Here is a 26,717-nt window from a genome sequence, read left to right as displayed (position 1 = left end):
GCTCGCGCGGAGAGGACATCGCGCCGAGGTCGGAAACCTTGTCGATCTTCGACTCACCGCCGCTCAAGCGGAGGTGAACCGACGGGGCTGGGCGGGGTGGCCTTGGTCCAGACGTGCTCTCTGCGCGATCGGAGGTGAACCGGCGACGAGCACCCACCACCGCCCCCGGACACACAAAAGACCGGCAACGCCAGGCCGAAGCCCAGACGCCCCCGAGGGGACGCTCGCGAAACGCTGTCGGTCACACCCAGCCACCAAGGCCAGACCACCATGGTAGCCAACCCACCCGCCGACGGAGCTCGCCGGAATCTCCGCCGCCACGAGCCGCGCGGTTGTCTCCAAGGGCAGGTGGCAGGCCCCCGACGACACTGAAGGGCCGGCGAACCGCTGGACCAGCAGGACCGTCACCGCCGCCCTCCAGGGTCGCCGCAGGTACCGACGAGGATGAGGGCAGGACTACGGCTTGTAAGTCGCCCGGAGCTGCACACCCAGCCGTTCCTGAAGGGCCTGTGAACCGGAACCTTCGTGCGGTCGGGTACCGGAGACGGCCTTCAGGCCGACGGCTGACCATGGTGGTGCAGTACCGCGCTCCTGCGGCAGAGATGCGGGGGCGGTCCGTCAGGGGTGCAGCCGTTTCACCATCACCGCGTACACCGGCGAGTCGGCGAAAGGCTGCTGCTCGCCCACCCTTTCGTATTCCCATGTTTCATAGAGGGCTTGTACTTTCGGATGAGCGACGTCGACCAGGAGCACGGCAAGGTCCTCACTTCGCTCCTCCAGCAACGCCTCGTGGAGGCGTTCGGAGATGCCTTGTTTCCGCCACTGCGGGCGCACCATGACCTCGGAGACGGCAAAGGTGCCTGTGTAGCCGGCGTTTGGCTCGAACTTGGTTGAGCGCCACCACTCCCGGCCCGCTTGAAGCGGCGCGCCGTAGGCGAATCCGGTCGCTTCGTCGCCGTCGAAGGCGACGACACAGGTGAAGCCTTCCATGGTGGACCAGTGGTCGACGAACCAGGGAAAACGCTGGTGGAACTCGTCGTTCATGGCATCGGCGTAGGAGTCGGCGTGTACGTCGATGAGCATCTGCTTGAAGTCTGGCGGGAGGCCTTCACGGCCGCCGTACTGCTGCAGGTCGATCACCCTGTTCACGCTCGACTCCATTCATCTCGCGTACGGTCTGCCCAGTCGCGGGCGTACATCGTTGACGGTGCCAGCCGGAGCAGGTCTCGGTGGAAATCTCCGATCAGGGTCCGCATTCGTCCGGGCATCGGGGCGCCGTCCATGATCGCAAAGACGTTGGATACGGTCTCTGTGGCCTGTTCAGGGTCTCCCTGTCGGAGTTGCGCGGTGGCGAGCTGGCACGTGGCCAGAGCGCGGTTGCGCTTGAACTCGGCTGGGATCTTGGCCAGGGCACGATGTGCCATGGCTTCGGCGTTGGCGGACTCGCCGTTTCGATTAAGGATGATGGCCGCGAGGTGATTCAGTTCAGCCTGCCCGTAGAAGGCGGTCCATCGGGGGCGGGGTTCGTTGCCGGCCTTCTGCAGGGTGTCCTGGGCGGCGCCCAGAGCTTGTTGGGCCGCACGTGGGTCCCCCAGGTAGGCATGGGCCAGGGCGAGGCGGACCCGGCCCATGGAACTGAACAGCGGGTCCTTTCGGGCGGCCGGGGAGGCGCTGGCCGCTTGGGCGGCAGCCAGCTGCTCTGGCCAGTTCTTGCGCTGGTAGGCCAGCATGGCCATGTTGATCCAGACCCGCATGCCCGTGGCGGGGTCCTGAGACAGGCCGGCGAAGGTCGCTGACTCGTTCAGATGCCTCTGAGCTGTGTCCAGGTCCCGCAGGTCAATGCACGCCCAGGCCGCGATGGTGGTGTATTCGGCCGCGAGCGCATACAGGCTGCGGCGCACACGCTCGCTCGCGTTGCGCTGCTGCAGCTCAAGGACTTCGGCTCGTCCGTCAAGGGCTTCGGCCGCAAGGGTTGCGTGGCCGCCCTGACGGTCGTCGGCTTCTACGAGCTGATCGATTCCTGCTGCGGCACGAGTCACGTCGGTCATGCCCACCGCGCGCCGCTGTTTGGCGAGGGGGATGGCAGCCGCTGCCGTTCCAGTTGTGGAAGCGATGAAATCGCGACGCCGCACGGGGTCCTCCGGGGGATGCTGCATGGAGCTGGGTGCACTGAGCCCTAATTCAGCCACTGGGCAGCCGAACACACGCTCAAGTGCAGCGCAAGTGCGGCCGATTGGCCGTCTACTTGACCCGTTGAGCAGGTTGCGCACCGTCCGCGATGAGACGTCCCCTGACCGGCCGGTGATCTCCTGAAGCGCCCTGTTGAGCCTTGCAGCCAACTCCTCCTGGGTGAGTCCGAGTTGAGTCATGCGGCTCTGGAGGGCGAGATTGGCTCCCATGTACTGAAAATAGTGCCCTCATCACCCTGACGCCAGATTCTTGGCAATGGCGACGCAAAGTCTTCCGGTTGGTCGGAGCACACAAACTTGGAACCTTCCTGTCGTTGCCTGGCTGCAACTCGTTGACTGGACATCAGCGGCCGGCCCGGGTTCGGTGCGGCGGTTTCGAGGAGAGTCGGCCCTGCCCCCTGTCAGGGCCGGTGCCCCACGCCGGAGGGAATGATCTCGTGACCATGATCATTGAAAGGCCGGGCCTGCAGAGCCCATCCAATCTGCAGCCGACGGCCGACGCGGCTCCGATCGTGGCCGAGTGGTCGGGCAAGCTGCCCACACCCAGCGTTAACGCGGACGTGGCAGCAGCTCAGAGTGCACGTGTGCGCTGCAACCTCTGGCTCACCATCCTCCGGTGGCCCGGCCCCATCGACCATGCCGCGGCCGTCGCGCATGAGCTGGTGCACAACGCCGTGCTCCACGGCTCAACCGAGCAGCACCAGGACGTCACACTCGGGTTCGCGCTTACACAGCACAGTGCTCTGCTCATCGAGGTCACGGACGAACGTCCTCTGTTCCCGGGCTTCGATGCCACAGGCGGCGGCTTGGCTCGGGTACGACAGCGCGGCGCCGCACTCTCCTGGTTTCCCACCCCCATCGGGAAGACCGTCCAAGCGCGATTCATGGCTCCCACGGTGCAGTCACGACACAGGTCGCGGACACGAACACCGGTGGCTCACGGCGCCTCGCTGCCGGCCTGCAATGGGTGGCGCCACCAGCGCTCACCCCCCGAGGTCGTAGAGATGATCGTCGACGACGTCGAGAGCGTGCTCGGCCCCGGTAGCCCCGTTGCGGGTTTCTCCTCCTGGTCCGGCAATGAACGACCCGACACGAGGGCTCAGCAGCCGCTCGCACTCACGGTCGCGGACCTCCGCCTGCGGCTCGACTTCCTCATCTTCGAGGCAGCGTCCTGGGACCCCCAGCCCGCAGCCGAGGAGATCGAGCGGGCCGAGAGCCTCGCGGACACAGACCTCCCGGCCGATGTCGATGAAGCCCATGGACTGCTCAACCTGATGGCTCTTGCCGCCATGGACCTACCCGAGCGGCTTGCCCCATCCCCCCGGACTGCCGTGCTCTGTCGTCGCCTTCCCCCGTAGGCACTTCAGGGCACGGCTCCCCCAACCAACGGAGAGAAACGACAGATGTGCGCCCACACACCTCAGTGCCCGCCAGCCACGGACCCCGACGGGGAGGCCGCCGCGGTCGTCACAAGGGCTGACGCTCAGGGCTGGGCGCTGCTCTGCAACGGTCTGCTCGTTTTCGAGGACACCGGAGCGCTCCTGCCGAACGGCAGCATCCTCGCACCCCACCGTCCCACATAGCCGAGAGACGACCTGACCCGTGCGTTCGACCACCCAGCCGGCCGTCATTCCCTACATCACTCAGCGGAAAGGCGAAGTCGCGGCCCCTGACAATCTGATCTTGAAGCCCGCCAGAAACAGCCGGGGCCGGGCCCGCTCTCGCCTGTTCTACGAGGACGAGGAACCCATGGACCGCGGTCCGCGGTCAGCTCTCTGGAGCCGGGTGTCGTTCAACCCCTACGACGCGAAAAAGTTCCCCACCGGGGAACCCGAGTGGAAGCTCATGCACCCCTTCCGCCAGCGGATCACGATGGAAAGGATGCGCTGCCAGGTCTGCACGAACCCCGCGCGCACCCCCTCGGGCACCATCTTTCTGGCCGGCGCGCGCGACTACCCGGACACGACACCACCGCTGCTCACGAACCAGCCCCCTGTGTGCGCGAAGCACGTCCGCACCGCTACCGCGCTGTGCGACCACCTCCAGGAGGACCCCGTCGTGTTCCTGGCGACGAGCGCCCCCCTGTACGGAGTCCTAGGGACCCTCTACGGCGTGGTCGACGGCGAGGTACAGGTTGTGGCGCAGCCCCAGGAGCCGCTCCCCCTCGCCCACCCGAACCTGCCCACCCTTCTCGCCTCTCAGCTCGTCCGCCGCCTCGCGACCTTCCATGTCCTCACCGTGCCGGAGTTGACCCGGGCGCTGGCCAAGCTGAGTACCTAAACCGCTGTCTGGCAGCCAAACGGATCCGGTCCGCCCGCCAGACTGCACAGACGCCCGGCGCGGGAGCAGCCTGACTCGCTCACCCGCGGCCTGGAAGAACCCCGCGCCGGACTCTTCAGCCCCAGGCCTCGGCTCACGTGCGATCCCCGGCAAGACCGTCACGTGAGCCGCGGCCTGGCCCAGACCACCGTTCGATGCCCCCGGTTGCGCCCTCGAGCGGCTTCGTCATTGTTCGGCAACGCTCGCGCAAGGCTCGTCCCAACCAGGGAGGCGCACAGCCCCATGCCCGCCACACACCGTCATCTTCTGGCATCCGTCCGCGCACTGGCGGGTCGCTCCCTGGCCACCTACGCGGCTGTCCTTCAACAGCACGCACCGACTCTCGGCCACGGCGGAATGGCCTGGCAACGAGCCAAGATTCACCGATGGGAACGTGGAGTGGAGCCCGAACTGGCGGCACAGATCGTCATGGCGGACTTCCACGGGGTTCCGCAGGCTGAGGTACTGGCGCGAGGATGGCCGGATTGGCTGTTACTCGCTCTGCCCGGACCTGACGTTCAGGCACCCTTCACACCGGAGGCCACACTGCTCGCCCTCGACGACCTGGCCGCCGATCCGACCCTCGCCATGAACGCCGGCGCCCCGCTGCTTCCCCCGGAAGTCCTCAGCGATCTCACCACCCGATGGACCACCCACGTCCAGCAGAGCATCGAGAAGGGCTTCACCGGCGCCTACATCGGCGTAGAGGTTGCAGACGCCTTACACGCTCGCCTGGCTGCTCTGTGGCACCTCGATGACTCCATGGGCGGGGCGCCTTGCACCACCACCGCCCGGGCCGATCTGCGCATGGTGACGCGTCTCCTGCGACATGCCCGTCGCTCCCCTCAGCTCACCACCGATCTCCACTACCTCGCTTCCGAGTACGCCCGGTTCATCGGGTGGGCCGAGTTCGACGCTGGGAATCGAGCGAAAGCGCAACGCGGCTGGCACGCGGCGCTACGAGCCTCAGCGGAAGTCCACGACCCTGCCCACAGCGCCTACCTCTTGTCCAACCTCGCGCTGACCGCCATCTACGAAAATGACGCCGGCCGAGCGATCAGCCTGCTCACAACCGCCCGGGACATCGCCGGCACGCGGACCACACCGCTCGTCGCCGCGATGGTCGACACCTGGAGAGTCCGCGCAGCCGCGGCCGAAGGCGACGCGAAGAGCGCCGCACGCCTCCTTCTGCAAGCCGAATCAGAGTTCGAGCGCGTGCGGCACAGCGATGAGGATCCTCCGTGGGCTTACTGGATGTGCCGGCCCAGCCATATGGCCGAGACGGGGCGGGCCTTCCTGGATCTGAACGACGCCGTGACAGCCGAAGCGCTGCTCACCGAAGGTCTGCAAGCGTTGCCCGCGGAGGCCGTTCGCGACCGAGTTCTGTACCTCACGTGGATCACGACCGCGCAGGCACGTCAGCATGCCCTTGACGCCGCCGTCGCCACCGCCAGTACCGCCCTTGACCTCACGCCCCTTGTCGAGTCGGCGCGCTGTGCTGACGTGCTCAACGAGATGGCCGCGGAGTTGGCACCACACCGGTCCGTTCCCCAGGTGGCCGATGTGCTGGACCGCCTGCACGCCTAGCCGACCGCCCGCCCGAACCACGTAGCCCCGGCGCCGTCTGCATCGCGCCGGGGCTCTGCACTGCCCTGTTTCACCAGGTCAGAGGCGACAGAAGCAAGAGGCTACAGCTGTGCCCTTCCTCCGCCGCTCGCACCGGTGTTCCATGGTTTCAGGCCGGAAGGCACCGCGGGCCAGAGGCCAGCACAACACCAATCCCTCACAAGGAAAGGGGTGCGTGATGGACCCCGTTGACGACCTGATCGTAAACGGCCAGTACGTCACTCCGGGTGTGAGTGACCTGCGAACCGTCACCGAGAGCACGCTGGGAACCGCCGGCCTCGACCAGCCAGACGACACCCAGTACTTCGAGGACTGAGCCCTCGTTATGTTCTTCGCGGTCCTGCAAGAGGGCCGCTGGCTTCCGGGCTCGGCATGACTGTGTCCCCCTGTCGAAGGCATGACCTGGGGGGTGGTGTCACCGAGCCCGGGGGTGTTCGTCGGAGACGCTGATCAGAGGTCCGGCCACCGTCCGGTCCGGCGCAATGCCGGACAGTTCGCGGGCGGCAGGTCTGCATAACGTGGATGCGCGAGCACGACACCCGAGCCGAGGCCGGCACCGTCAACACTCCGGAAAGGGACCGATGTTCGAGATCGGAGACGTAGGCGTGTTCCTTGGCCTGGACGTCGGCAAGTCCGCTCACCACGGCCATGGGCTGACACCGGCGGGCAAGAAGGTTCTCGACAAGCAGCTGCCCAACAGCGAGCCGAAACTGCGGGCCGTCTTCGACAAACTGACCGCGAAGTTCGGCACTGTCCTGGTCATCGTGGACCAGCCCGCCTCCATCGGCGCCCTGCCCCTGACCGTCGCCCGCGACGCAGGCTGCCGCGTCGCCTACCTGCCCGGCCTGGCCATGCGCCGGATCGCCGACCTTTATCCCGGCGAGGCCAAGACTGACGCCAAGGACGCGGCCGTCATCGCCGATGCCGCGCGGACCATGCCGCACACCCTGCGCTCCCTGGAACTGACCGACGAGCTCACCGCCGAGCTCACCGTCTTGACCAGCTTCGACCAGGACCTGGCCGCCGAAGCCACCCGCACCAGCAACCGGATACGCGGCCTGCTCACCCAATTCCACCCCTCCCTGGAACGCGTCCTGGGACCGCGCCTGGACCACAAGGCCGTCACCTGGCTCCTGGAGCGTTACGGCTCCCCATCCGCCCTGCGCAAGACCGGCCGCCGCAGGCTCGTGGAACTGATCCGCCCCAAAGCTCCGCGCATGGCCGCCCGACTGATCGACGAGGTCTTCGACGCCCTCGACGAGCAAACCGTCGTCGTCCCAGGCACGGGCACCCTGGACATCGTCGCCCCCTCCCTGGCCGCCTCCCTGACCGCCGTGCACACCCAGCGCAGAGCCATGGAAGTCCAGATCAACACCCTGCTGGAGGCCCACCCTCTTTCCCAGGTCCTGACCTCGATGCCCGGCGTCGGCGTCAGGACCGCCGCAGTCCTGCTGACCACCGTCGGCGACGGCACCAGCTTCCCCACCGCCGCCCACCTCGCCTCCTACGCCGGACTCGCACCGACGACAAAGTCGTCGGGCACCTCGATCCACGGCGAACACGCACCCCGAGGCGGCAACCGGCAGCTCAAACGGGCGATGTTCCTGTCCGCCTTCGCCTGCATGAACGCCGATCCGGCCTCCCGCGCCTACTACGACAAGCAACGCGCCCGCGGAAAGACCCATACCCAAGCCCTCCTCCGCCTTGCCCGCCAGCGCATCAGCGTCCTGTTCGCCATGCTCCGCGACGGCACCTTCTACGAGCCCGGACGCCGAAGGACGTCGAGCTCGCTGCATAACCCCAGCAACCCCGAACCACCCCAAACACGACAGGGGTGCCTTGACGAAAGACATAGAGGCCCCCCGCAGAAGCCCCGCCAGGACTCGCCCGACGGGGCTTTAACTTTGCTACTGCTAACCAGCGCGACGGTTGCAGAATCGAGCGAAGAAGTTACGCCTCGCTTCCCGCTGATCAGTCTTCATCGAGAAGACCAATGGCTTCCGGAAGCCCCAGAATTACCCTCCTGCGCTCCGGGTTCTCTTCCAGTTCGGCGCACTCAAGAACCAGGGAAGTAACTTCCCGACGCCCCTCTTCCGAGAGATCACGAAACAGGGCGGCAGCAGGTTCGAGAATGTCCGTCGCGATATCCGGATCAATATCTTCATCATCCGTCAAGTCGATCGAGACGACGAGGCTTACGAATGCGTGAACCAGGACCTTGTTGACATCCATTAGGGCACGACCCTCACTCGAATGTTGGTGATCAGGAGGCCGCCGAGGACTTTTCGAGCCCGCGCGGCCTCAGCCGCAGTGGGGACTTCCCACCGACCGCTGTAACCGTTCTGCTCAAGTGCCAGAGATTGATTCATGGCTTGTCGGTATGTCTTGTTGAAGGTTGTGACGCTCACCTTTCGGTCGATCATCACGCCATTGGTCGCATCAAACCCATCGAATTTGATCTGAGACAGCCGATTCCCGCCAGCCTTGTAGTACTGCAACGCCGGGGCCACGCCAGCCCTGGAACCCGCCGCCCCAGCATCATAAGCCCGTGCTGCGGCACTCATATTCGCGTTCTCGTTGACCCAACCGACGCTGCCATCGCAGTTGTGAACGAGAATCGGCGTAGCCCCCGCCAGCACATAGTACGTGTGCATGTCGTCGACGGTTAGATTGTACGTGCGCGCCTGCTGGTTGTAACTCCGGTTGCCTGTGACTGTCGCCGTCCCACTCGAGCCGGTAAGCAGTGTCATGCCAGGCTTCAGTTGGTCCGCTGCGATCCAGCGGTTTGCAGACGGGGACCAGAAGGGGTGCTCGTGCGTAGCAGTGAGCTTACTGGCGCCGGAGTTCGAAGTTATCGAGAGCTCGTTGAAGTGTTTGTCGTCGTCCGTGACTATGAGGGCGGTGACCCGACGGGCTCCCGTTTTCCCTGTCTCGGGGTCCGCGGCCTGGACCTCGTCTCCCGGTTTCACGTCCTCGATGGTCTTTGTTGTGCCGTCAGCCATCAGGACTTCGGTTCCCGCGAGGAAGCATTTCCCGCAGCTGCCGCGGCCGAGGACCTTGGCCATGATGAGTTGGAATCCTACGTTCCCACAGATGGGGCATGTGTCAGGAATCGGGATTTTGTCGACATGCTTCCAGCCGTCGTAAAATCTCCTGAATTCCTCGCAGCCGCCACCGACGGCACTGAAGGAGCACTGCTCGCGCAGGAAGAACTCCGTATTGAGTTCAATGCTCATGCCAGGTTGGTAATACTGCCACCTCGTCACCATCCCGAGGAGGTTCGTCAGATCCCTTTTCTTACCGACGTAACGCTGAATATCTTTGAGCGGTGGAAAGCTCGACTCTCCGTCACCAAGGTTAGTGGTCGGCAGGTGCGAATTGTCGATGCCGTCATCTGGGTTAGTGTTGATCGGGAAACCCGGGTCAGGCTTTCCGCCGCTCTTACCTCCGTCGTCCGGCTCGCATCGCCCGTTTCCGGGGTCCATGCACAGTCCGCTGGGGTCGGAGTAGGTGACCGGGTTGTTGTTGGAGTAGGTGTAGCCGTGCATCTGCTGGGCGTCGGCTACGTCCATGACCGGGTCGACGCTGATGAAGCGGCCGGTAGCTGGGTCGTACTCGCGGGCGCCCAGGTGAGTGAGGCCGGTATCGGTATCTCGGGTTCCGCCCACGAACCCCTTGTCGCCGGCCCAGGTCGTCGGCTCGCCGCCACGGGGCGCTCCGAAGATGGTGCTCTGGCGCCGGGTGACTGTCTGATTGCTGTCGGCGGTGACCTGGGTGGTGCTGGTTTGGTTGTGGTCGCTGATCAGGAAGGTGATCTTGCCGCCGGTGCGTATGGCTGCCGTTTCATCGGCGGCGGTGTAGTAGCGGGTGCCGGTGACCTTGCCGGCCTTGTCCAGGTGGAGTTCGTTGCCCTTGGGCAGGTAGAGCGTGGTTCCGGTGGAGTCTCGGCGGATGAGGCGCTGTCCTGCTGTGTCGTAGAGGTAGCTGGTGGTGTCGGTTACCTCGGTGACGGATGCGAGGTGGCCCTCAGCGTCCCACTTGAGGTTCTGGGTGGCGTCGTTGCCGATCTTCCGGGTTTCGGTGTTGCCCGCGGCGTCGTAGGTGTAGGTCTCGGTGCGGGCAGCGGATCCGCTCTGCGTGATGCCGGGCAGATTGTGCGTTCCGGTTTCCGGCGCGGCATAGGTGCGGACGGTGTCGGTTGCAGGTCCTGCGGCGGCGGTGTGCTGGGTTTCGGTCTTTCGATTGCCTACGGCGTCGTAGGAGTACGAGGTCCAGTACGGGTCGGGTCCTCCGACCGTAGTGGCGGTTGCGGGCGCGGCACAGTTGTCGGTTGCGGTCCAGGCTTCGGTGATGCGGCGCAGGGCGTCGAGTGCGAAGCACTGGGTGTCGTTGAGGGCGGTGGCGTCCTGGCCGGTTGCGGTCTGGATGCGTTTGATGTTGCCGGCGGGGTCGTAGGTGTAGCGGACGTCGTCGATGCGCTGGGGGGTGACTTCGCGGTCGGTGAACGCGCGTGTCAGCGCGCCGGTGTGCTGGTCGTATTCGTTGGTCTTCCAAAGGTGTTCGGCGAATGCTCCGAACTGCTGCTCCGCAGGGCGTCCGTAGTGGTCGTACTTGACTGATGCCAGGAGTGTGTCGTCTCCGGCGGAGACTGACATGGGCAGGCTGGATCCGTAGGCGTAAGCGTTGACGACGTCCTCTTCCGGGAGGCCGCCGGCGGCTGGTTGTGCCGTCTCCATGAGCTGCCCGGTGTGGGGGTTGTAGACGTCGGTCCAGGCGTAGGTTCCTGCCAAGGCGCCTTCGGCTGCCGGGATCGTGACGGTGGTGCCTACAGGTGCGTAGGTAGCGTTGTAATTGATGATGGTGCTGGTGTAAGCGTCGGCCCCGTTGTAGCGGGTGGTCTTGTAGAGCTGACCGAGGCCCTTGGTGGCCTTGTCGTACTCCCAGGAGGCGCGCTTCGTGGTGCCCTGCATCAGGGCGGTGAGGCGTCCCAGCTCGTCGAAGTCGGTGTGCAGCGTGATCTTCTTGCCGTCGGTGACGTCCGTGGCGCGGCCGCCCTTGTCGTAGGCGGTTGTGGTCTCGCCTGCGTCGGGGTCGTCCACGTAGTCCTGGCGGCCCGCTGCGTCGTAGCCGTAGACCCATTTGGCGCCTGAGGGGTCGGTGACTTGTTCGAGGCGGCCTTGCTTGTTGTAGGTGTACTTCGTCGACTGGGATGCGGTGCGGTCAGCGTTGGTGTACTGCTTCAGTTCCGCGGTCCGGCCCAGGGCGTCGGCTACCGTCGTGGTGGCGGTTCCTCCGGACGGGGGCACGACGGTGGTGGTGTCTCCGGTGTATGTGGTGGTGGTGCGCTTCGTTTCATCACCGAACTTTTTCGCGATGACGGCGGTGACGCGTCCGGCTCCGTCGAAGAGGGTTTCGGTGGCGGAGGGGTAGTTGAGCTCCTGGCCTGTGACGGGCACCGGCTCGGCGGCTCCGGTGGCGTAGTAGACGCCCGAGTTGTGCCAGGCCTGTCCGCGGCTGTCGTAGGAGGTCTCGGTGATCAGGCGCCCGGCGTCGTCCGGGGAGGGTGCTTGGGTTTCGATCTCCCGCATGAGCCCGTCGTAGAAGGTGTACGAAGGCTGGTAGGCACCGTTGTGGTTGAGTGCGGTGGTGGTGACGAGGACGGGACCGTCGTTACGGATCTGGTAGGCGAAGGTCTGGCTGGGGCTGGCCGGGTAGGTCACTGCGGAGCGGGTGGGCTGCCACACCTTGGTCACCCGGCCCAGGGGGTCGTAGGTCGCAGAGGTGACACGGGCATTGGCGTCAGTCACCTTGAGCGGCTGTCCGCGCAGAGGATCGAGCTCGGTAGTGATGGTGTGGCCGAGCGGGTTGACGACCCGCTTTACGGTCGGTGCCTGTCCTGTGGCGGGGGTGTAACTCGTCTTCGTCGTCTTGCCGTAGACGTCGGTGAGGGAGAGTGGCCGGCCGTAGGCGTCGAAGTCGGCCACGGGCGTCGATCCCACGGTTTCGTAGCCGGTGCCCGCCCCGTTGATGGTTTCGACCTTGGTGGCGTTCCCCTTGGTGGGTGCGGCGGTCAGCGACGTGGCTCCGTCGTAGTAGGTCCGCTGATCACTGATCACGCCGTCGGCGCCTGGGTCAGCGGCCCCGCACAGGGTGGCGACGGTCCTCTTCTGTGTGACGAGGCTGAGCAGATTGGTCGCGGTGTTGGCCGCGTACGTCGTGGTGGAGCACTTCTCGTCGTTCGTCTTGGCCGTGTCACCCGTTTCTGACTCCGTGGTGACTTGCCCGTTTTTGTTGAAGGTCCGCGTGATTGAGGTCTTGTATTCCCCTGTGGCGGTCTTGGTGCGTGTCTCGTCCTTCTCGGTGCCGCTGAGGTATGCCTGCAGGTCGGGCAGGCCTGTGCGGGGCCGGCTGGCCGTCACTGCGGAGCGCCAGGGTGTGTAGGAGATGGCTGAGACGAGTTTGCTGGTGTCGTCGCCGTTGTAGGTGATGGTTTCGCGGGCTCTGCCGGCGAACTGTTCCCGGTCGGTGACCGCTACTCCGGTGGAGTCTTTGACGGCTGCCCCGTCGACTCCGCGGAAGTAGCGTGTCTCGGTCAGGGTCGGGCCCTCTTCGGTTCCGCCCTTGCGTGTCTGCACGCGGCTGTAGCCTCGCGCGACGGAGTAGGTGCGGTCCTTTTCCTTGGTGAATTCGTCGGTGCTCTTCGTCCAGGCGGCACCGTCGAGGTAGGTGTACTGGGTGGTTGTGTCGGGGGTTTCGGTGACGTTGTCACCCTCGAGAACCTTGGTCACCACGTAGGAGTTGAACCAGTCCTCCTTCGCGGTGTCCCCTTCGAAGGCCCACTTGACCGGGTAGCAGCGTGTCTTGTTGGTCTCGTCCGAGGGGGGCAGGGTGCTCGCGGTGCAGCCGGGCTGGGAGTACTCGGCGCCGACTGTGCCGCCGGTCTCGTTGGTAACCTGGTACATGCGCAGGCGGATGAAGGGTGCGAGGCCGTCGCCGGTCTTGTCCACGCGGTTTGCCATCTGGACGCCGGCGAAGGTGATCGGGGGCAGGGCGGTGTTGCCTCCTGCTTTTCCGGTGTGCTGGATGGACTCGAGCCACATCGGGGTGGAGATGCCGTCGCCTGATGCGGGGAAGCCCTGCTTGAGCGTCCAGGTGTCGACCGGTGCGTAGGAGCCGCCGTTGAGGAGGCTGGTGCTGATGCTGGTGAGCCTCTTGCGGGACCAGAAGCTGGGCGAGTACTGGTCCTTGCAGTCGGTCGCGTCTTCCTTGCAGTACAGGTCGAAGGGGACATCGGGCCAGTTGGCGGCGTTCGCTGCGTTGAACGTCCCGCAAGTGGTCAGGCAGCGCTCGGCCACCCCGAAGTCGACGCGGGCCATGGCCTTGGCCGTGTAGACGCTTTCGTCTCGCAGTCCGTACTCGATGTGGTCGAGGTACCCGGCCCGCTGGTAGGGGGTAGCGGTTGCGGTTCCGGTGGTGGTGGAGACGTTGCGGCCGTAGTTGTTGTTCTCGGTCTTCCAGTAGTAGGCCATCGCGTTGCCATGGGGGTCGACTACGTAGTCGAGCTGCCAGCGCCAGGCTTGCTGGCACCAGGCGGAGGCGAAGGACGCGTTGTAGCAGGGTTCCCCTGTTTGGTTGCCGAAGACCGGCATGCTGAGGGTGGCGTTGGTGAGGGGGTCGTCTGCCTCGGTGCCGTGGTCGCTCCAGCCCTTGAGCTTGTTGAGCCCGAAGAAGTACTGGGTTCCGTCGGTGGCGGTGATCTTCCAGTGTTCGCCTACGCCGTCGACGCCGGCTGTTCCCTTGTCGCCGTTGTCTGCTCCGGTGAGTTTTTCGACCTTTTCGCCGTTGTCCTGCTCAGGGTGCCAGCCTTTGGCAGCGTCGTAGATCAGTTCGGTGGTCTTGCCGCCGAGGGACAGGACAGCGTTGTTGTTGTACCAGCACTGGTCGCCGACCTTGGTAGCGCTGCCCTGGTCCTTGTCGTCGTTGCACGACTTGTAGCGCCGTTCGATGTAGCCGGGCTCCATCGACCAGCCGTCGCCGAGCCACCCCGCTTGGTTGTTCGAGGCTGCTGTCCGCCCGTCGACGCTCTGGGAGGAGTAGCTCAGCTCGACTTTGGGCACCAGGTCGCCCGGCACCGCGGGCATTCCGAGGTTCGTGGACCAGTTGAAGGATCCGGTCGAGTTGCCGGCGTTCCAGGCGCCCGACGGCTGCAGGGGGGTCGCCTTGAAGGTGCCGGAGGTTCCTTCGGCGCCGGCGACGGCCGCCAGGACCACGGGGGTGGCAGCCGTCGCTGTGGCTGTTGCGGTGAGCGTCTTGCGTTCCGTGTCGTTCGAGGATTTCAGCGGCTGAGCGTTGCGGCACTCGCTCTTGTCCGGTGTCGTCAGCGAGCAGTTGGGCAGCTGGACCAGCCGCAGTCGGGCTGCCCAGTCTCCGCCGTAGGCGTCTTTGAAGGTGTCGTAGTCGACCGTGACCTTGACGGACTGATTGGGTGCCGTCGTCTTGTCTGGCGTTACGGAGAGCAGCAGGCCGTCGACACCCGCCTGGTCTGCCTTCGACCGGCTTGCCACGGTCACCCTGAGTTTGGAGGGTGCGCTGGTCTCGCCAAGACGTTCTGTTCTCTTGGCAGGCGCGAGGGAGACGGGAAGCCGGCCTGCGGGCGCAGATTTCGCCTTGGCGGGATCCAGTACGACGTCAGCGCTGGCCGCGGTGGGCCAGACGACGTCGGGTGAGCGCCATGGGGAGCGCTCGGCGTCGTTCTTGCGCTTGTTGGACCCGAATTTGACGGGTTCCACTGGCACGGCTTTGGGTTGCTTTATTGCTGCGCGGGCGTTCGTTGGGATCGCGTCAGGGTCTGCCGCGTTCGCGGCTGCGGGCAGCAGCCCCAACAAGAGTGCAGCGGACAATGGCGCAGCCATCAATGACCTGCCGAACCAACGCATGACCCACCCCTTGCCCACCCCGTGAATGACCGTCGGAAACTAACAGAGCCTTCACGAAAAAGTCACTGCCTCCCTCTTGCACCAACGAGCAAAGCGGAACAGGGAGGGGCATAGGGGGGCAAGTTCGGTGCGGCTGACCCGCGTTGACAGCGACCCGGTATGGGGCTTTTCTGGCAACAGGTGCCCTTATTGATTAATTGCATTAATGACCGCCCCTTTAGTTGCCTAGGTGAGCATTTCTATCGGCTCTTGACCCGACAGAAGGCGGCTATATGGTCTGGGGCGAAAATCCTTTACTCCTGGGGGGAGCAAAATGAGTCGATTTACGAGACGGGATGGGCGAAGGCCCAGACCCCTCTTTCAAGCCATATTTTTGGCTTTGGTGACAGCCTTCGGGGCGGTCGGCGTGGTGGTGCCGACGGGGTCCGCGTCTGCCGCACCGCCTCGGTCTGCCGCGGCAGATACGCCGCTGGACGACGGCTCGGTGAGCGAGGAGGACAAAGCGCTTCAGGCGGCGAAGTCCACTGGGAAGCCAGCGGAGTTGGAGTCTGCACGCACCGAGACGTCTGACACCTGGGCGCTGCCTGACGGCTCCTTCTCCGTGAAGCGCTACGGCTCGGCCGTGCGGCTGCTGCGGAACGGTGCTTGGGTGGCGACGGATCCCAGCCTGGTGTTCGCGGCGGACGGCTCGGTCGTCCCGAAAGCTTCCACGGTGAGCGTCACGTTTTCAGGGGGTGGGTCAGGCCCGCTGCTGTCCGGGGTGAAGGACGGCCGCACCCTGACGCTGTCCTGGCCCACTGCGTTGCCCAAGCCCGCTCTCGCTGGGAACGTGGCTACTTACAGTGAGGTGCTGCCCGGCGTCGATCTGCAGCTCAAGGCAGAGGTGGAAGGGTTCTCCCAGCTGTTCGTGGTCAAGACTCCCGCAGCGGCCGCCAACCCCGCTCTGAGCAAGCTGACCTACCAGATGAAGACGGTCGGGCTGACTGTCTCCAAGGACGCCGAGACCGGAAGCCTGGCTGCCGTCGACCCGGCCGGCCAGACCGTTTTCACGAGCCCCACTCCCCTGATGTGGGACTCGACTACGGCGTCGTCAGCGCCTTCCGCCAGGTCCTCGCTCAGCTCGCAGGAGAGCCCTCTTCCCTCTGAGCTGTTCGAGCCGCCCCCGGGGTCGACCGACGCGCAGATGGAGACCACCGTCGGGTCCGACACCATTGAGATCAAGCCTGACCAGGCGCTCCTGCAGGCGGCCGACACCACCTACCCCGTCTTCATCGACCCCTCGTGGGCGTGGGGCAAGAAGGAGAACTGGACCCGGATCTACAAGGAGTACCCCACCTCCTCCTTCTGGAACGCGAACGAAGTGGCACGCGTCGGGTACGAAGCTCAGACCTGCTGCCAGAACCGGGTCTCACGGTCCTTCTTCCAGGTCGACACGGACAACATCAAGGGCGCCCTGGTCAAGTCCTCGACGTTCCGGATCAAGAACGTCTGGTCCTGGTCGTGCCAGGCCCGGGAGGTCGAGCTGTGGCATACCACGCCCATCTCGAAGAAGACGACATGGGCCAACCGTCCCGATGAGATCGGGACCGCCCCGCTGAAGACGGTGAACGACTCCAAGGGGTGGAGCAACGACTGCGGCGCCGGCAGCCTCGAGTTCGACATCACCTCCAAGGTGCGCGAGGCGGCCGCCGGCAAGTGGTCGAGCCTCACGCTGGGCCTGTACGCCGCGGACGAGGAAGACACGTTCGGTTGGAAGAAGTTCGACCCCAAGACCGCCGTCCTGGAGACCACGTACAACAACCCGCCCAAGACCCCCTACGGCCTGGGCACGAACCCGAAGTCGTCCTGCTCTTCGGGCGGTCTCATCGGCAACACCAGGGTGAGTGTCCACGCCACCGTGGACGACCCGGACGCAGGCAACCTCACCGCTCAGTTCCAGGTCTTCTCCACCAGCAGTACGACCGCCGTGGTCGACCAGTCGCTTTCGGCGCTCAAGAAGCGCGTCGTGACGCTGCCGGTAGCCGATGGGAAGCTTCCGACCGGTTCCTACACCTGGCGAGTACGGGCGAAGGACGCCGACGGCGCCACCTCGGCGTGGAGCGCCACCTGCAAGTTCTCCGTGGACCGCACGCGCCCCGGACTGCCTCCCACGATCACTTCGAAGGACGGCATCTTCCCTCCGGGTGACAGCGGCTGGCCGGCAGTGACCGGCAAGGCCCGCCAGACAGGCTGGTTCACCCTCGGCGCCAACGGCGTGGCGGACGTCGACCACTACGTGTGGTGGACGGACTCCGAACCGCAGATCAGCGAGGCCGACCCCGGCGTCCCGGTCCCCGTGCTCCCGCCCGGGTACGGCCCGCACTTCGTCTACGCGTACAGCGTCGACAAGGCCGGCAACAGGTCCGACACCGCAAGCTACGTCTTCTACGCCACCCGTTCCGCGGAGCGTGACGCGCCGGGCGATCTGAACGGCGACGGGAACAAGGACCTCTGGAGCATCGACTCCAACGGCACCCTGCTCACCTACTCCGGGCAGCAGAACGGCACCTTCGCCTCAGCGGCCAACGGCGGTCAGGCCTTTAGCGACGCGCAGGTGACCTACCGCACCGACTGGGGCCAGGACGGCTACACTGACCTGGTCGCCCTCGAGTACGACACCGTGGCCAAGCGGAAGAACCTGTGGACCTACACCAACAACGGGCTCGGCATCGCCACCACGGACTACGAGGAGGGCAAGCAGGCGCTGACCGTCAAGTGCCCCGTGATCGACGAGGACTACGGCTGCGTCGGCGAACCGGGGTGGACGGGTAACGACCACTGGAGCGACGCGGACCAGATCGTGGCCCCGGGCGACATCAACTCCGACGGGAAGCCAGACCTGCTGGTCAAGCAGGGCAAGCTGCTGTGGGCCTACTACGGCAGTTACACCAAGCGGCTGAGCACACCGGTTCTCGTGGGAGCCAGCGACTGGGACAAGTACACCGTCATCGCTCCCGGCGACCTCAACGGTGACAGCGTCGCTGACCTGTGGCTCCGCGACAATGCATCAGGAGACATGTACCGGGCGCTGGGCCGCAAGGGGGAGACCGGAACTCTCGACCCCACCACCTGGGGCAACGCTGCCAGCCGCGTGAAGATCGGTGTGGGCTACCCTGCCTCCCTCTACCCGACCGTCGACTCCGTGGGCGACGTCACCGGCGACGGCCTGGCTGACCTCTGGGGCCGCAAACCCGACAACACCATGATCGGCTGGCCGGGCAAAACCCCCGGCGCGGACAACATGTCCTTCGCCTCCTACTTCTCCATCGACGGCGCTGTAGGCGGCACACGCATCCCCGCCGGCACCACCCTCGCCAGCGGACAGTCCTACACTTCCCGATCCGCCACCCTCACCATGCAGGCAGACGGCGACCTCGCCATCACCTCCAAGGCCGGCAGCGTCCTGTGGTCGACCAAGACCGCAGGAAATGTCGGAGCCAAAGCCGTCATGCAGGCCAGCGGCAACCTTGTGGTCATCGGAGCAGACGGCAGCACCGTTCTGTGGGACTCCAAGACCACTGGCGCCGAGGGATACGCGGTCCTCCAGGACCGTGGCAGCCTCGTCATCCACAACGTCAGAGGCCAGTCGCTGTGGAGCAGCGGCACAGCTCAACGGCATGACTACAACGGCGACGGCCGAAGCGACATGGCCGACTGGTACGACCATGCAGACGAGTCGGACACGATCCATACTTTCCTGACGAACTCAGACGGGACGTTCAAAAACCCGCTCACCGGGTGGAACGTGCCAACAGGGTGGACGGCAAGCAAGATGAAGCGCACGACAGGCGATTTCAACGGCGACGGAATCGGTGACGTGGCCGCTGTCTACGGCTATTCCGACGGGCAGGTCGCCCTGTGGACGTGGCTGGGAACCACAACCGGTAAGTTCTCCGCGCCCTCCAAGTCGTGGCAGGTAGCGGCCGGCAACTGGAGCTTTGCGCGGATGACGGTCAGCAGCGGAGACTTCAACGGCGACGGACGGGACGATGTCGCCGCTTGGTACGACTACGCCGACGGCCGGGACACGCTGTGGACCTTCACCGCGAATGTCCGGGGAGGCTTCAACGCTCCGTTCGAGTCCATGACCCGTCCCACCGGCGGCTGGGAAGCCCCCAGGGACAAGCCCGTGACCGGAGACTTCAACGGTGACGGCCGGGACGACATGGCCGTCTTCCATGGCTACACCGATGGCAGCAACAAGATCTGGACATTCCTCGCCACGCCCACAGGAGGCTTCAGCAACCCTGTCGGTTCGTGGAGCAGTACCACGTGGGGCAGTTGGGACCGGACATCTGTGCACGCCGGCGACTTCGACGGGGACGGCCGGGACGACATCGCCGCATGGTACGACTACGCCGACGGACACGACAGCATCTACATCTTCCCGAGCAGCGCGACAGGCACGTTCAGCTCCGTGGCCGAGGCGTGGACCACGCCTGCGGACAGTATGTGGCGAGACCACATGTCGATCGTCGTCGGTGACTACAACGGTGACGGTCTCGACGACCTCGGGGCTCTGTACGGATACGACGACGGCAACATCAAGGCCTGGACCTGGCCGACGACCGCTGGCCGTAAGTTCGCCAAGCCGGTGAGCAGTTGGGGGGCCGCCTCCGGCTACAGCTACCCACGCTCCTACGTGGTGGAGCGGTACGGCAGCTGACCTCGTGGTGGTGACGGGCCTCGTGACACAGGCCCGTCACCACCCCCAGAGCAGGTCGCCCCCGACGCGGCAGCGCTGCCTGTGGCTGAAACGTGGCGTGTGTCTCACCGCACATCTCTGTGCCTGTTCATCATGGCCATTACATACATATGATGAACAGCTGCTGACACAAGAGGCGCACAGGTATCTATGTGCCCTCCAGTCGCACCTTGAATCGACGCGAGAGGCGTGAAGCCTGGCGTCCAGGCTTCGGAGTATCCCTGTGTCGAAGGTGACTCGTCGGACAGCGCTCGGCGCTATCAGCCTCGGAGCCGTCGGCTTCGCCGGCTACCAGCTGCGCGGACAAGCCGACCCCCTCCCCTCTCGCCCGCCCGCCCGCACCGGCAACAACCCTGTCGTGCGGGAGAACGGCGCAGCCGGTTCGGACCAGTGGCCTGTGGGCCGCGACGGCACGAAGGGTGTTACCGACGCCCTCGCCCAGATCCAGGGTTTCGCCTCGACGACGTCAGTCAGCCACGGCGAATCCATCGATTTTCACATTTCGTCCCATACCGCCCAAATGTGCTCCATAGAGGTCTATCGCATCGGTCACTACGGGAGCCTGGGCGCCCGGCACCTACTGACCAGCAAGTCGGTGAGCGTGACGCCGCAGGCAAAGCCGGACCCGATGCCGGAGACCGGCCTCATCGCGTGCGACTGGCCCGTCTCCTGGTCCCTGGAGATACCGAAGACGTGGGTGTCGGGGATATTCCTTGCCGTCTTCACCTCACAGGACGGCTACCGCAGCTACACACCCTTCGTCGTGCGCGATATTCGCCGCAGCTCCGACATCCTGATGATCGTCCCTTTCACCACATACCAGGCGTACAACATGTGGCCGCTCGACGGACGCACCGGGAAAAACCTGTACAAGGGGTACACCGCCGACGGAGAGATGGGCGGAAACCCGGAACGCGCCTACAAGGTCTCCTTCGACCGGCCCTACATGCAAAGCGGCTTCCCCCGCTGGTTCGACATGGACGCCAGCGCCGCCCGGTGGGCCGAGAGCGCCGGCTACGACATCACCTACGCCAGCAGTATCGATCTCCACGAGGGCAGGATCGATCCCTCCCAGTACACCGCGATCATCTTCTCCGGACACGACGAGTACTGGTCCAAAGAGATGCGGGACTGCGCAGAAGACGCCGTGGCTGTCGGGACACACCTGGCGTTCCTCGCCTCGAACAACATCTACTTCCACATACGGGTCGAAGCAGCGGCCAACGGCGCGGCAGGACGCGTGGTGACCTGCTACAAGGAAGCTCCCGATCCGGAGCCTGGTGAAGCCGGACCCACCGTGCGCTGGCGCAACCTCGGCAAGAAGCATCGCAAGGCCGAGCAAGGGCTGATGGGGGTCCAGTACAACGGCATCCTCAAAGAGCCCGCACCCCTCATAGTCCGCGAAAGCAAGCACTGGTTCTGGGCCGGAACCGGACTGCGCGACGGCGACAAAATCCCGGATCTGATCGCAGTCGAGGCAGACGGCTTCAACCCCTCCATGCCCTCCCCTGCCGACAGCCAGCAGACCCTGCTCTCGGCATCCCCCTACATCGACAGCTGGGGACGAGGACGCACCCTACAAAACACCAGCCTCTGCGAAGACTCCCAAGGCACCCTCGTCTTCGTCGCAGGCACCTTCCACTGGCCACTCGCACTCAACGACCCCAAGCACCTCTCACCCCATGTCCAGCGCGCCACCAGCAACCTCATCGATCGCATGCTGACCCCCCGCCAAAAGAAGTAGAGCAGCCGACCACCACAGGCTCCCGCGCGCATGCAGCCGGAAGGACGCCAGTTGCGGCTGCACGCCGACCGAATTGCCAACCTGGTGGAGCACCATTTCTACCTGACACGGCACAGCAGGTCAGATAGAGACCGCCCCTGCCACGACCGCGGCGCCCCTCAACCCGAGCACCTGGTCCGGTGGGAAAGCGCCGGACCACCGGGGCGGGGTGTTCCCGTTTGAAGGTGTTGCGCCACCATGCTGCAAGCTGTTTTCAATGGTCGAGGTGAATTCGTTTTCCTCGCCTTGGCTGCGGTGACCATCGCCGCCCTCGTCGGTTATTTCGCCGCGAAGAGGTTCCTGAATCGTCCGTGGGCATACGCGGGACTCGCTGCCGTCGTGGCAGCGGAGCTGAGCGTCACCGTATTTTTCCCGTCACCTGGGCACGTGTCCGGCCAGTGCGTTGTCAACCGAAACCTCGGGGAACCTTTCGCGACAGAGCAGGGGCTGCTCAATGTGGCAATGTTCCTGCCTATCGGATTTCTTGGAATTGTTGCTGTTCGACGCGTTATCCCGGTCTTTCTAGGTGGGGCGCTGCTGTCAGTGGTGACCGAGCTCAGCCAGGCGCTCGCCCCATGGGTGGGACGGAGCTGCGACAGCAGCGACGTGCTGACGAATGCCATCGGTGCGGGACTCGGGGCACTTGCCGGCTGGACTGTCCTCCGTGCTGTCCGAGGCGAGCTTCACCCCCTACGCTCTGCGATGAAACCGGCCGCCGTCACCTTCGTGACAGCGTTTGTCGTATGCGCGGTGGTGTGGAAAGCCTGGATCACTCCATTGGCCGTGGACTCCACGAGCCTACAGATCGCGGGGGGCGACGAGAGATCTCAGGCGCAGCAGGTCCTCGCTGCCGCCTTCGACGACCACTTCGATATCGCGAACGTGCAGCTCCAGCCCGGGCAAAACGGTGCCTCCGACCTGCTGTTGATCACTTTGGAGACGGGGTTCGCCGAGTTGAGCTGGCCGGACAAAGAGCAGCTCACAGCCAGTCTGGAAAGCTCAAGCGAGCCCGGACCCGGCAGCTTTGCCGTGGCAGGAGCCGGAGCTGCCCCCGAAACCGCCGACGACGCGCTCCGTATCGCCACGAAGTATGCGAAGGAGCGCTTTCCGTGGGGCCTCAAAGACTCGCACGTAAAGTCCTTTCCAGTCGGCGATGACGCGGAGTTCGGCTGGATGGTCAGCTGGCGGAGCCGTGTCGACGGGGTGCTCATGCCGATGCGTCTGGATGTGCAGATCAACCGAGCCGGCCGTCTATCAGCACTGCTGACCCGGCATACGGAGGACGCCGTTTCTCTACCGCCGCGCCGAGTGAGCGAGAAGCAGGCCGCGGCCACCGCGTCCGAGTTCGCGGGTGGGGCAAAGACGGACCCGGGTAACTTGCTGGCCATCCAACGAGGAGGGGAGTGGCGGGCGCAATGGGCCATTCCCGTCTCAGCCGGCAGTGACCTCTACCCGGTCTATGTCGACGCCGAAACAGGAAAAGTAGATGAAAGGGCCTCCCCCACTCAAGGCCTGCCCACCACACCCAACTGACCCCCTCAGCGGTCAAGCCGTGCGATCGGGCCCCCTCCGAAGGAGGCTGGGGGCCCTATGCCGGAGCCGCTAGGGAACCATTGCTCAGAAGCCACCCACGCCCCGTTGTGCTGTGATTGCGGCTCTATATCCCTGGTAGGCGGGCAAGCTCCCACAGCCGCACCGCCTGGGCGCCGTTGGCAATCGCGAGCAGGCGGCCGTCGGAAGAGAACGCCACCGAGCACACGGCGCCGGAGTGACCGACGAGAGGTTGGCCTGCGAGCTGGCGGCTGGCCGGGTCCCACAGCCGGATTGTTTTGTCGTTGCTCGCGCTGGCCAGCAGCTCGCCGTCGGGAGAGAACACCACCGAGCGCACGGCACCCGTGTGCCCGGCCAAGAGCCGGTCCACGCGCGAGCCGGTCGATGTGTCCCACAGCCAGATTCTCCTGGCGTCGTCAGCGCTGGCGAGCAGGCTGGCGGTGGGAGAGAACGCCACCGCTGAGACGCCGCCAGGCATGCCCGTTAGGGGTCGGCCGATGGCCTGGCCGGACTCGGTGTCCCACAGGCGCACCTGCATGTCGTCTCCGCCGCTCGCGAGCAGGCGGCCGTCGGAAGAGAACGCCACCGAGCGCACGGCGCCGAAGTGGCCGTCCGTGGTTTGTAGCAACGTATAGCCCTCCGCCGCAGGCTCCTTGAGGGCTGCAGGGGGGCGACGTCGTGGAACGGGGGCGCCCGGAACCGTCTGGGGCCGGACTATCGGAACAGCCGATGGCGGTGCGACGGTTTCAGCTTGCAGCTCTTTCGTACCCGCCAGGACGTGGCGGCCGAGGCTGGGGTGCATCCCTCCTACCTCTCCCGGATCATCGTGGGCAAGCGGCGTCCGTCCTGGGCGACGGCCTACCGCCTCACCGTGGTGTGCGATGGGGACGTCTCCGCCATCCGGTCCCTGTGGGAAACGGCCGCCTACTCCGACAGCACCCAGAAGGCCGACCCCGCCAGCGTGACGGCCCAGCGACCCTCCACGCTCCAGGACCTGCTGCGCGGCCTGTTCCTCGCCGCGGGACAGCCCACGGAGTGGGCCATCGCCAGACAAGGCGGCGGTGAAGTGGAGGACATCTAGGCCATCCTCGAGGGTCGCGTCGTCAGCTGGGAGCCGTGAGCAAGTTCTCCACCGCGCTCGGTCCTCGATCCCAGCCCCCGTACCCCCTGTGGGCGCTCGCGCAGAGCAGCGAGCCCCGTCCCCCCGACAGTGACCTGCCGGCAGCCGCGGACGGGAAGAGCTGATGACCTTCTACGTCAGTCCCGTCATCGGGGTGCTGTTCGTGCTCAGCGTGCTGATCGGCGTCTTGGTCTACCGCACTGCCTCCCCGGCACCACCGACAGCGTCCGGGCGGCGCACCGGTGATCTGGCCGCGGCCATCACCGCAACCGCGGCGGCCTTCGCCGTGCTGTGCATCGCCTTCACCACGCCGCAGGGAGCCGCACAGCATCAGCCACCCCCCGCACAGCAAACACCCACCACACCCTGACCGCGCCCTGTGCCGACCGACCTGTGGGCACACGCATTGCCCGCAGGCCGCGTACGCCCTGGGAGACATTCTCAACCGGGGCGCTCACGTCTCGGCGCTACGTGCTCGTCCGCAGACCGAACCGGGCATCAGCGGTACCTGGCCCCCTCCAGTGGCTGGTCGTTCCGGTCGACGGCTCAGAGCTGTTGACGGTTACAGAGCCTGTCCGGCCACTGCTGCTGGACAGGCCGACCCGTTCTCCGATCTGCCTGACCGAGGGGCCCTCGCCGTGATCCGCGATCCAGTTTCTGATCACCCGCAGTTTGCCGACCACAAGAGCATCCGTGTCGTCTGTGACCGGCAATGATGCGCGGTGGGGCGTCCGGAACGTACTGGGTCGAGGTCGGCACCAGCGAAGGTCATAGGATCGGCGGATGAGTGATGGGGTGGTTGCCGAACTGAAGGACGCCGAGTACCGCCGCGTCTGGGATCGCTTCTACGAGGAGTTCCGCTTCCGTGCGAGCGTGTATCCGGCCCACTGGCCAGCCATCGTGGAGCCTGCGGACTCAGCCACCTGGAGCTTGAGGTCCCTCCCCGATGAGCCGAGCTATGAGCGTCTCGACCGTCTGGTCGAGGTCGTCAAGCAAGGGTTGGCCTCGTCCGTCGGGCCGCATGGCCGGTTGTTCGCCCTGGACTGGCAGCATCCCTCGTACCAGTTCTCGCCGCAGGACGCTGGTGGCCCCGAACAGCCGGATTGGCCACTGAGCCCTTATCCCAACGGCGACTACTTCATCTTCCTGTCCGAGGACTTCCGCGTCGGAAGCTTCGGACACCCCTGGGAGGAGTCGCTGTGCCTCTTCGGGCAGCAACTGCTGGACGTCGTTTCATCCGATGTTGAGCAGATCCTCGGTGCACCGGTCCGCCGTTCAGGACGACGTCTCTCCTCTCCGTAGAGAGAATCCCTCGGTCTCAAGGGTTGAGGGCCTCGAGGTCGGCGATCCGCCTCTCGGAGAAGCGGAGGTTGGACCGAGCCCTTCGAGTCGTTCTCGAAGTCGGCGATGCTCCTGGGTGAGCTGATGAAACCGGTGCTTCAGTGCGGTGTTCTGGGTGACGAGTCGTTGGACAGATTCGCCTGGGACCATCTGGTCGAAGTCACGCTGGTGTTGCACATGCATGGGCTGCACAGCGGGCAGGAACTCTTCGCGGTGCAGTCGCACCGATTCCCGTCCAGGTGGATCCCGTGGCGCACCAGACTGGTCGCATGACACAGGGGCCGAGGGTGTACGGCAGCGAGCATGACGACCCGGGGCCCGGGCCACAGCCAGGCCGCGACTACCGCGAACTGTCCGGTGGGCCCTGGACGGGCAGCTGATCGAGGTGACCGGCTGAACGGAAGAGCAGATCACCACCGGCACGTACTTGATCACCCCTCACCACGCATACGGGCCGGGCGGCCGGCTGACCAGTTGTGGTCTCCAGGCGGTCCAGGCGTGCGTAGAGGGCACGGACAAGCCGAGCGCGGTTCTGGGCGCAGCCGACGGCGCCCTCGATCGTGGTGGACAGTCGGCCTTCTGCCTCTCGCAGGACGACGTCGGCGAGCGCTTTGGGTCCCCTGTCCTTGGGCAGCTGGTCGGCGCGGCGGCGAACGTCCGCGGCGACGGCGCGGGCGTGGCCGGTGAGCTGGAGGGCCATCTGCTCCAGGTCGCGGGTGGTGAGCATGTCCTCGCCCGTCCATGTCGAGGACGGCCGTGACGAGGCACGCATACGGTCCGCGGTCGAGCGGGAGCTCGGCTTCGATCAGGCCGTCGGGGTCGTGCAGGACCGTGTGGGTGCTGGTGTGCATGGCGGGCCTCGATGCCGGGAGCGTCGCGTGCGGGTGGCCGGCGGTCACCGCTGGGGGTCCTCGCCGCCGTCTGCTCCGTCGTCCTGGTCCTCGCTGTGCTGACCGAGGAACCGGGTGCGGATGTCAGCGTCTGAGGGCGCAGCCGCGCCCTTCTGAATGCGGGTGGGCACGCCGGGCATGCTGCCGACCACCCTTCTGTTCAGCTCGCCGCCCTCCTGGCCGGGGCGGCCTCGGCCGTCACCGAGCTCCACGCAGGC

General features: G+C 65.6%; 18 protein-coding genes and 3 pseudogenes. 13 read left to right on the top strand and 8 right to left on the bottom strand.

The annotated features are described in order from the left end of the window. Positions 1-618: 618 nt before the first annotated feature. Positions 619-1,149 carry a GNAT family N-acetyltransferase gene (locus ABZY45_RS19655; RefSeq protein ID WP_356741526.1) on the bottom strand — a complete coding sequence of 177 codons (531 nt, stop codon included), beginning with the start codon at positions 1,147-1,149 and terminating at the stop codon, positions 619-621. After that, the gene (locus tag ABZY45_RS19650) at positions 1,146-2,399 is read right to left on the bottom strand and encodes a helix-turn-helix transcriptional regulator (RefSeq protein WP_356741524.1); all 1,254 of its coding nucleotides are present in this window, start codon (positions 2,397-2,399) and stop codon (positions 1,146-1,148) included. Before ABZY45_RS19650 ends, ABZY45_RS19655 begins: the two co-directional genes overlap by 4 nt. 227 nt (positions 2,400-2,626) lie before the next feature. On the opposite strand from ABZY45_RS19650, the gene ABZY45_RS19645 reads away from it, so the two are divergent. The 6 genes and pseudogenes from ABZY45_RS19645 to ABZY45_RS19620 all read left to right on the top strand — a co-directional run bounded on the left by ABZY45_RS19645 (position 2,627) and on the right by ABZY45_RS19620 (position 7,932). Further along, complete coding sequence (locus ABZY45_RS19645) at positions 2,627-3,547, top strand: hypothetical protein (protein WP_356741522.1); 921 nt, start codon at positions 2,627-2,629, stop codon at positions 3,545-3,547. 45 nt (positions 3,548-3,592) lie between these two features. After that, positions 3,593-3,772: a DUF5999 family protein gene (locus ABZY45_RS19640; protein WP_356741520.1), complete on the top strand. Its 180-nt coding sequence runs from the start codon at positions 3,593-3,595 to the stop codon at positions 3,770-3,772. Positions 3,773-3,872: 100 nt separating this feature from the next. Then, a complete protein-coding gene (locus ABZY45_RS19635) occupies positions 3,873-4,469 on the top strand; it encodes a hypothetical protein (protein ID WP_356741519.1) in 597 nt (198 codons plus the stop codon). Between the two features lie 438 nt (positions 4,470-4,907). Further along, a complete protein-coding gene (locus ABZY45_RS19630) occupies positions 4,908-6,095 on the top strand; it encodes a transcriptional regulator (RefSeq protein WP_356741517.1) in 1,188 nt (395 codons plus the stop codon). A 214-nt stretch (positions 6,096-6,309) separates the two neighbouring features. Next, positions 6,310-6,450: a hypothetical protein gene (locus tag ABZY45_RS19625; protein WP_356741515.1), complete on the top strand. Its 141-nt coding sequence runs from the start codon at positions 6,310-6,312 to the stop codon at positions 6,448-6,450. 265 nt (positions 6,451-6,715) lie between these two features. Continuing rightward, positions 6,716-7,932: pseudogene (locus tag ABZY45_RS19620) on the top strand (IS110 family transposase). Between the two features lie 173 nt (positions 7,933-8,105). Here ABZY45_RS19620 and ABZY45_RS19615 read toward each other — a convergent pair. Beyond that, a complete protein-coding gene (locus ABZY45_RS19615; RefSeq protein ID WP_356741513.1) occupies positions 8,106-8,366 on the bottom strand; it encodes a hypothetical protein in 261 nt (86 codons plus the stop codon). After that, positions 8,366-15,070, bottom strand: a complete 6,705-nt coding sequence (locus ABZY45_RS19610; RefSeq protein ID WP_356741511.1) for a polymorphic toxin-type HINT domain-containing protein — start codon at positions 15,068-15,070, stop codon at positions 8,366-8,368. Before ABZY45_RS19610 ends, ABZY45_RS19615 begins: the two co-directional genes overlap by 1 nt. Before the next feature lie 541 nt (positions 15,071-15,611). Here ABZY45_RS19610 and ABZY45_RS19605 point away from each other — a divergent pair. From ABZY45_RS19605 to ABZY45_RS19595, 3 genes are all read left to right on the top strand, one after another. Next, entirely contained in the window at positions 15,612-19,775 is a 4,164-nt protein-coding gene (locus ABZY45_RS19605) for an FG-GAP-like repeat-containing protein (protein ID WP_356741510.1), read from the top strand. A 262-nt stretch (positions 19,776-20,037) separates the two neighbouring features. Next, complete coding sequence (locus ABZY45_RS19600) at positions 20,038-21,558, top strand: N,N-dimethylformamidase beta subunit family domain-containing protein (RefSeq protein ID WP_356741509.1); 1,521 nt, start codon at positions 20,038-20,040, stop codon at positions 21,556-21,558. A gap of 237 nt (positions 21,559-21,795) precedes the next feature. Continuing rightward, a complete protein-coding gene (locus tag ABZY45_RS19595; protein WP_356741508.1) occupies positions 21,796-23,130 on the top strand; it encodes a VanZ family protein in 1,335 nt (444 codons plus the stop codon). A gap of 124 nt (positions 23,131-23,254) precedes the next feature. Here ABZY45_RS19595 and ABZY45_RS19590 read toward each other — a convergent pair whose 3' ends face one another. Further along, on the bottom strand, positions 23,255-23,776 hold the full coding sequence (locus ABZY45_RS19590) for a WD40 repeat domain-containing protein (RefSeq protein WP_356741507.1): 522 nt from the start codon (positions 23,774-23,776) through the stop codon (positions 23,255-23,257). Between the two features lie 123 nt (positions 23,777-23,899). Here ABZY45_RS19590 and ABZY45_RS19585 point away from each other — a divergent pair, with 123 nt between their 5' ends. Together ABZY45_RS19585 and ABZY45_RS19580 are read left to right on the top strand one after the other, a co-directional pair. Further along, the gene (locus ABZY45_RS19585; RefSeq protein WP_356741505.1) at positions 23,900-24,229 is read left to right on the top strand and encodes a helix-turn-helix transcriptional regulator; all 330 of its coding nucleotides are present in this window, start codon (positions 23,900-23,902) and stop codon (positions 24,227-24,229) included. 163 nt (positions 24,230-24,392) lie between these two features. After that, positions 24,393-24,638, top strand: coding sequence for a hypothetical protein (locus ABZY45_RS19580; RefSeq protein ID WP_356741504.1), 246 nt, complete (start codon positions 24,393-24,395; stop codon positions 24,636-24,638). 97 nt (positions 24,639-24,735) lie between these two features. Here ABZY45_RS19580 and ABZY45_RS19575 read toward each other — a convergent pair whose 3' ends face one another. Further along, entirely contained in the window at positions 24,736-24,933 is a 198-nt protein-coding gene (locus ABZY45_RS19575) for a hypothetical protein (RefSeq protein WP_356741639.1), read from the bottom strand. Between the two features lie 118 nt (positions 24,934-25,051). Between ABZY45_RS19575 and ABZY45_RS19570 the strand changes: the two genes are divergently transcribed. Beyond that, the gene (locus ABZY45_RS19570) at positions 25,052-25,570 is read left to right on the top strand and encodes a DUF2716 domain-containing protein (RefSeq protein WP_356741502.1); all 519 of its coding nucleotides are present in this window, start codon (positions 25,052-25,054) and stop codon (positions 25,568-25,570) included. A 308-nt stretch (positions 25,571-25,878) separates the two neighbouring features. Further along, positions 25,879-26,075: pseudogene (locus tag ABZY45_RS19565) on the top strand (hypothetical protein); the annotation flags it as partial. A gap of 15 nt (positions 26,076-26,090) precedes the next feature. Here ABZY45_RS19565 and ABZY45_RS19560 read toward each other — a convergent pair. Next, positions 26,091-26,460 (bottom strand): annotated as a pseudogene (locus ABZY45_RS19560) (DUF6415 family natural product biosynthesis protein); the annotation flags it as partial. Between the two features lie 44 nt (positions 26,461-26,504). Continuing rightward, positions 26,505-26,630 (bottom strand): hypothetical protein, encoded by a 126-nt coding sequence (locus ABZY45_RS19555; protein ID WP_356741501.1) that lies wholly within the window; start codon positions 26,628-26,630, stop codon positions 26,505-26,507. Positions 26,631-26,717: the final 87 nt, after the last annotated feature.

This window comes from Streptomyces sp. NPDC006516 (assembly GCF_040611875.1).
In the GTDB taxonomy this organism is placed as follows: domain Bacteria; phylum Actinomycetota; class Actinomycetes; order Streptomycetales; family Streptomycetaceae; genus Streptomyces.
The sequence above is the reverse complement of the archived record's forward strand: the minus strand, read 5'-3'. Positions and strand labels throughout refer to the sequence as shown.

Coding starts and splice junctions, on each gene's coding strand:
- ABZY45_RS19595 (WP_356741508.1), top strand. CDS start 21,796: ATGCTGCAAGCTGTTTTCAATGGTCGAGGTGAATTCGTTTTCCTCGCC.
- ABZY45_RS19610 (WP_356741511.1), bottom strand. CDS start 15,070: ATGCGTTGGTTCGGCAGGTCATTGATGGCTGCGCCATTGTCCGCTGCA.
- ABZY45_RS19570 (WP_356741502.1), top strand. CDS start 25,052: ATGAGTGATGGGGTGGTTGCCGAACTGAAGGACGCCGAGTACCGCCGC.
- ABZY45_RS19640 (WP_356741520.1), top strand. CDS start 3,593: ATGTGCGCCCACACACCTCAGTGCCCGCCAGCCACGGACCCCGACGGG.
- ABZY45_RS19580 (WP_356741504.1), top strand. CDS start 24,393: ATGACCTTCTACGTCAGTCCCGTCATCGGGGTGCTGTTCGTGCTCAGC.
- ABZY45_RS19650 (WP_356741524.1), bottom strand. CDS start 2,399: ATGGGAGCCAATCTCGCCCTCCAGAGCCGCATGACTCAACTCGGACTC.
- ABZY45_RS19615 (WP_356741513.1), bottom strand. CDS start 8,366: ATGGATGTCAACAAGGTCCTGGTTCACGCATTCGTAAGCCTCGTCGTC.